5 protein-coding genes are annotated in these 4,000 nt (G+C 36.5%); all 5 read left to right on the plus strand.

Features of this window, described 5'->3' with window-relative positions; all coding sequences use genetic code 11:
• The coding region (locus VGE44_RS16490; protein WP_414649345.1) for an alpha/beta hydrolase family protein at nucleotides 1–391 on the plus strand (391 nt) is incomplete at its 5' end.
• Between the two features lie 109 nt (nucleotides 392–500).
• On the plus strand, nucleotides 501–1,421 hold the full coding sequence (locus tag VGE44_RS16495; protein WP_331081192.1) for an NAD-dependent epimerase/dehydratase family protein: 921 nt from the start codon (nucleotides 501–503) through the stop codon (nucleotides 1,419–1,421).
• 121 nt (nucleotides 1,422–1,542) lie between these two features.
• Nucleotides 1,543–1,887 (plus strand): zinc ribbon domain-containing protein YjdM, encoded by a 345-nt coding sequence (locus tag VGE44_RS16500; RefSeq protein ID WP_331081194.1) that lies wholly within the window; start codon nucleotides 1,543–1,545, stop codon nucleotides 1,885–1,887.
• A gap of 15 nt (nucleotides 1,888–1,902) precedes the next feature.
• Nucleotides 1,903–3,435: an ArnT family glycosyltransferase gene (locus VGE44_RS16505; RefSeq protein WP_331081195.1), complete on the plus strand. Its 1,533-nt coding sequence runs from the start codon at nucleotides 1,903–1,905 to the stop codon at nucleotides 3,433–3,435.
• A gap of 172 nt (nucleotides 3,436–3,607) precedes the next feature.
• Nucleotides 3,608–4,000, plus strand: a 393-nt coding sequence (locus VGE44_RS16510; protein WP_331081196.1) for a DUF4345 domain-containing protein, incomplete at its 3' end; no start/stop codon positions are given.

Consider the following 4,000-nt stretch of genomic DNA (forward strand, 5'->3'; position numbering starts at 1 on the left):
TAAAGTATTTTGCATTTATGTTGATGCACCTGTTTGTGATATTAAAAGCTGGCCGGGCGGATTGGGGAAAGGCCAGGGATCAAAAAACGACTGGGAGAAGTGTCTGAAAGCTTACGATCTGACAGAATTGTCTGTAAAGGACTTTAAAGGAATTCCACTAAATAATTGCCAGAAGCTGGCAAAGGCTAAAATTCCGATTATAAGTGTTTGCGGGGATGCAGATACGGTTGTACCCTTTGAAGAAAATAGTCTCAAACTGGCCGAAATTTATCGTGCTGCTGGTGGAAAAATCGAACTGATCGTTAAGAAAGGCATTGGGCACCATCCACACAGTCTTCAAGACCCGAAACCCATAGTTGATTTCATTTTAAAGCATACAAAGACTCAATAAATCTATTGGATTTTATTCCTGTTGATTTTGTAATAAAACAGAAATTATTTTATCTAATTTCTGACCTTGTCTTTAGAATAACAGCTTAAAATTTCATACCTGATTAACAATGAAACAAACCATACTCGGAGCAAATGGCACAATAGGCAAATTACTCGCTAAAGAACTCCTGAATTACACTCAAAATATCCGATTGGTAAGCCGGAATCCTGAAAAGATTAATGAATCTGATGAATTATTTCCGGCAGACCTGACCGATCCCAATATGGTTGATAAGGCAATTGAAGGATCTGATATTGTTTATCTTGTTGTTGGATTCGATTACAATTTAAAAACCTGGCAGAACAATTGGCCGAAGCTGATGAAAGCAACAATTGAATCCTGCATCCGGCATCAGGCTAAACTGGTTTTCTTTGATAATGTGTATATGTATGATAAATCTGCAATACCCAATATGACAGAAGATTCACCGATAAATCCGCCAAGCAAAAAGGGGCTGGTCAGAAAAGAAATTGCAGAAATGCTTTTCAAAGCTATAAAAGAAAAAAAGATAAACGCTCTGATTGCCAGATCTCCCGATTTTTATGGTCCGGGAAATCAAAATAGTTATCTGATTCAAGTGGTTTACAATAATCTGATAAAAGGAAAGAATGCCAATTGGTTTATTAATGGAGATAAAAAGCATTCCTTCATCTACACTCCAGATGCTGCAAAAGCATGCGCCCTTTTGGGGAATACCCCCGATTCATATAATCAGGTTTGGCATTTACCAACTTATGATGATACACTAAGTGGTCAGGAATGGGTAGATCTTTTCAACAAAGAAATGAAGACTGATAAAAAGCTCAATATTTTGCCCATGTTTCTTATCAGAATTCTGGGTATTTTTATGCCTTTCATGAGGGAAATGCCCGAAATGATGTATCAGTATGATCAGGATTATTTCTTTGATAGTACAAAATTTAAAAAACGATTTAATTTTACCCCTACCTCTTATCAAATGGGAGTAAAACAAATTGTAAATTCATAAGCAGGTTTTTTGTTTAAAATATTTCATCATAAAACATCGTAAAATCCAGCTAATGCTTTTAAACTTTAAAAAAGATGGAATATTAACTGTTTTTTTAACTTTGCCGCATAAATAAAAAAACATGAGCGATACCATCAGCCCCTGCCCAAAATGCAAATCTGAATTTACCTACCAGGATCAAGACCTGATGATTTGTTCCCAATGTTTCCATGAATGGGATCCGGCTGACGAGAACCTTGAATCAGAAAGCACAATTAAAGTGCTCGATTCTAATGGAAATGAGTTAAAGGATGGTGATTCAGTTATCGTCATTAAAGATCTCCCTGTAAAAGGAGCCCCAAAACCGATCAAAGCAGGCACAAAAGTGAAAAACATTCACCTCAGTGATGGCGACCATAATATATCCTGCAAAATTGATGGATTTGGCTCTATGGCTTTAAAGTCTGAATTTGTGAAGAAGGCATAAGAAATTAATTCCTGCATGAAACAACTCTTTCAGCAGAGGAATTTACTTTTAATCGGCTTTATTGCACTCAAATTTATCCTGCAATATTTCCTGATCAGTCCTGAATATGAATTGCACAGAGATGAATTTCTTCATCTCGATCAGGCTCATCATCTGGCATGGGGTTACCGCTCTGTTCCTCCTCTTACTTCATTGTTCTCAGGACTAATATTTCTGCTGGGAGGCAGTATGTTTTGGGTAAAATTCTTTCCGGCACTCTTCGGCGCTTTAACGCTGTTAATTGTTTGGAAATGTATTGAACAACTAAAGGGCAATCTATTTGCATTATGCCTGGGAGCAACAGGAGTATTAATATCAGCCTTATTAAGGTTGAATATGCTGTATCAACCCAATTCATTCGATGTTTTATGCTGGACAGGCGTGTATTTTATGCTGATCAGCTATTTCAATACTGAAAACCGGAAATGGCTTTATTATGCAGCAATAATCTTTGCACTTGGATTTCTTAACAAATACAATATTATCTTCTTATTGGCAGGGTTACTTCCGGCTATTTTACTTGGTAAAGAGCGAAAATTGCTTTTGAAAAGGGATTTCTATTTTTCTGTTTTGCTGGGATTATTATTGATCTTCCCAAACCTATTATGGCAATACCAAAATGACTTTCCGGTTTTTGCCCACATGAAAGAATTAGCCGAAACTCAATTGGTTAATGTTAACAGATTGGATTTCTTAAAAGATCAAATGCTATTCTTCACAGGCTCTATTTTTACGATTATTGCAGGTCTGATTGCTTTGCTCATTTATGACCCTTATCGGAAATTCAGATTCCTATTTTGGGCCATGCTCTTTACCCTGTCAATATTTTTAATGCTGAAGGCTAAAGCCTATTATGCTATCGGACTTTATCCAATTTATATCGCATTAGGGGCTGTATATCTTAGCCATATACTTAGTAAAAATCGCCTGAAATCCCTACAGGCAATTGCGCTGGCACTTCCAATATTATTTTTTATCCCGCTTTATAAACTCGCATTCCCCAATAAAAGTCCGGAATACATTGTTCAAAATCCAAAGCACTATCAGGAAACGGGGCAACTGCGCTGGGAAGATGGTAAGAATCATGCTTTACCACAAGATTATGCTGATATGCTGGGATGGAAAGAATTGGCCAAAAAAACCGATAGCTTATACTCATTAGTCTCTGATACTGACCAAACTTTGGTTTTATGCGATAATTACGGACAGGCTGGTGCAATAAATTACTACAGCAAAAAAGGAATCAGGGCAGTTTCATTCAATGCAGATTATCTCTATTGGTTCGATCTTGAACAAAGTTATTCCAATCTCATTCGGATCAAGGAATTCGATGAAATTGAAACTGAACTCAAAACCAGCAGCCCCTATTTTAATAAATCTTCTTTAGCGGATTCTATAACAAACCAATATGCAAGAGAATACAGAACCAAAATTTATGTGTTTTCCGGAGCCAGGATTGATATAAATAAGCGAATCCATAACGAAATTGAAAGAGTAAAAAAATACTGATCCGGGCAATTCTTAAAATCATCACTCTTTAGCTCATTTCTGGAAATCACCTGTTTTTCAATGATTAATTCCTTGTCACAAAGCGAATATCATCCCGCTCGAAATCATGGTATTTACCAATATATAAGATTTTCTGGATTCTGATTTTTGTCCTGTACTAAAATCAAAGAAAATGAAAAAAGAAATTACAATTCGCACATCTAATATCCTCTTTGTAGGCATTTCAATCTTCGGTCTGGCTTCTGTAAGCCTTTTATCTTTATTTGACCCACAGGCCACAATGGACCTGGTCAGGGTTAAACTTGATAATACCGATGCGATAAGTTCCATACGAGGAATTTATGGAGGTGTAGGAATGTCGATTATTTCAGGGCTGACTTACCTGTTGATTACTAAGATAATTCTGGCGATAAGATTCCTGACACTATTTTGGTTTTCCTATGCACTTTCAAGGCTGATCACTATCATTGTGGATGGTCCTCTAGGAGATTTTGGCAATCAATGGCTAAGTATAGAAACAGCCTTCTTTGTATTAGGAGCTATATTATTGTTTGTCAATCAGATG

The sequence above is a fragment of the Daejeonella sp. genome (genome assembly GCF_036405355.1).
GTDB lineage: Bacteria > Bacteroidota > Bacteroidia > Sphingobacteriales > Sphingobacteriaceae > Daejeonella.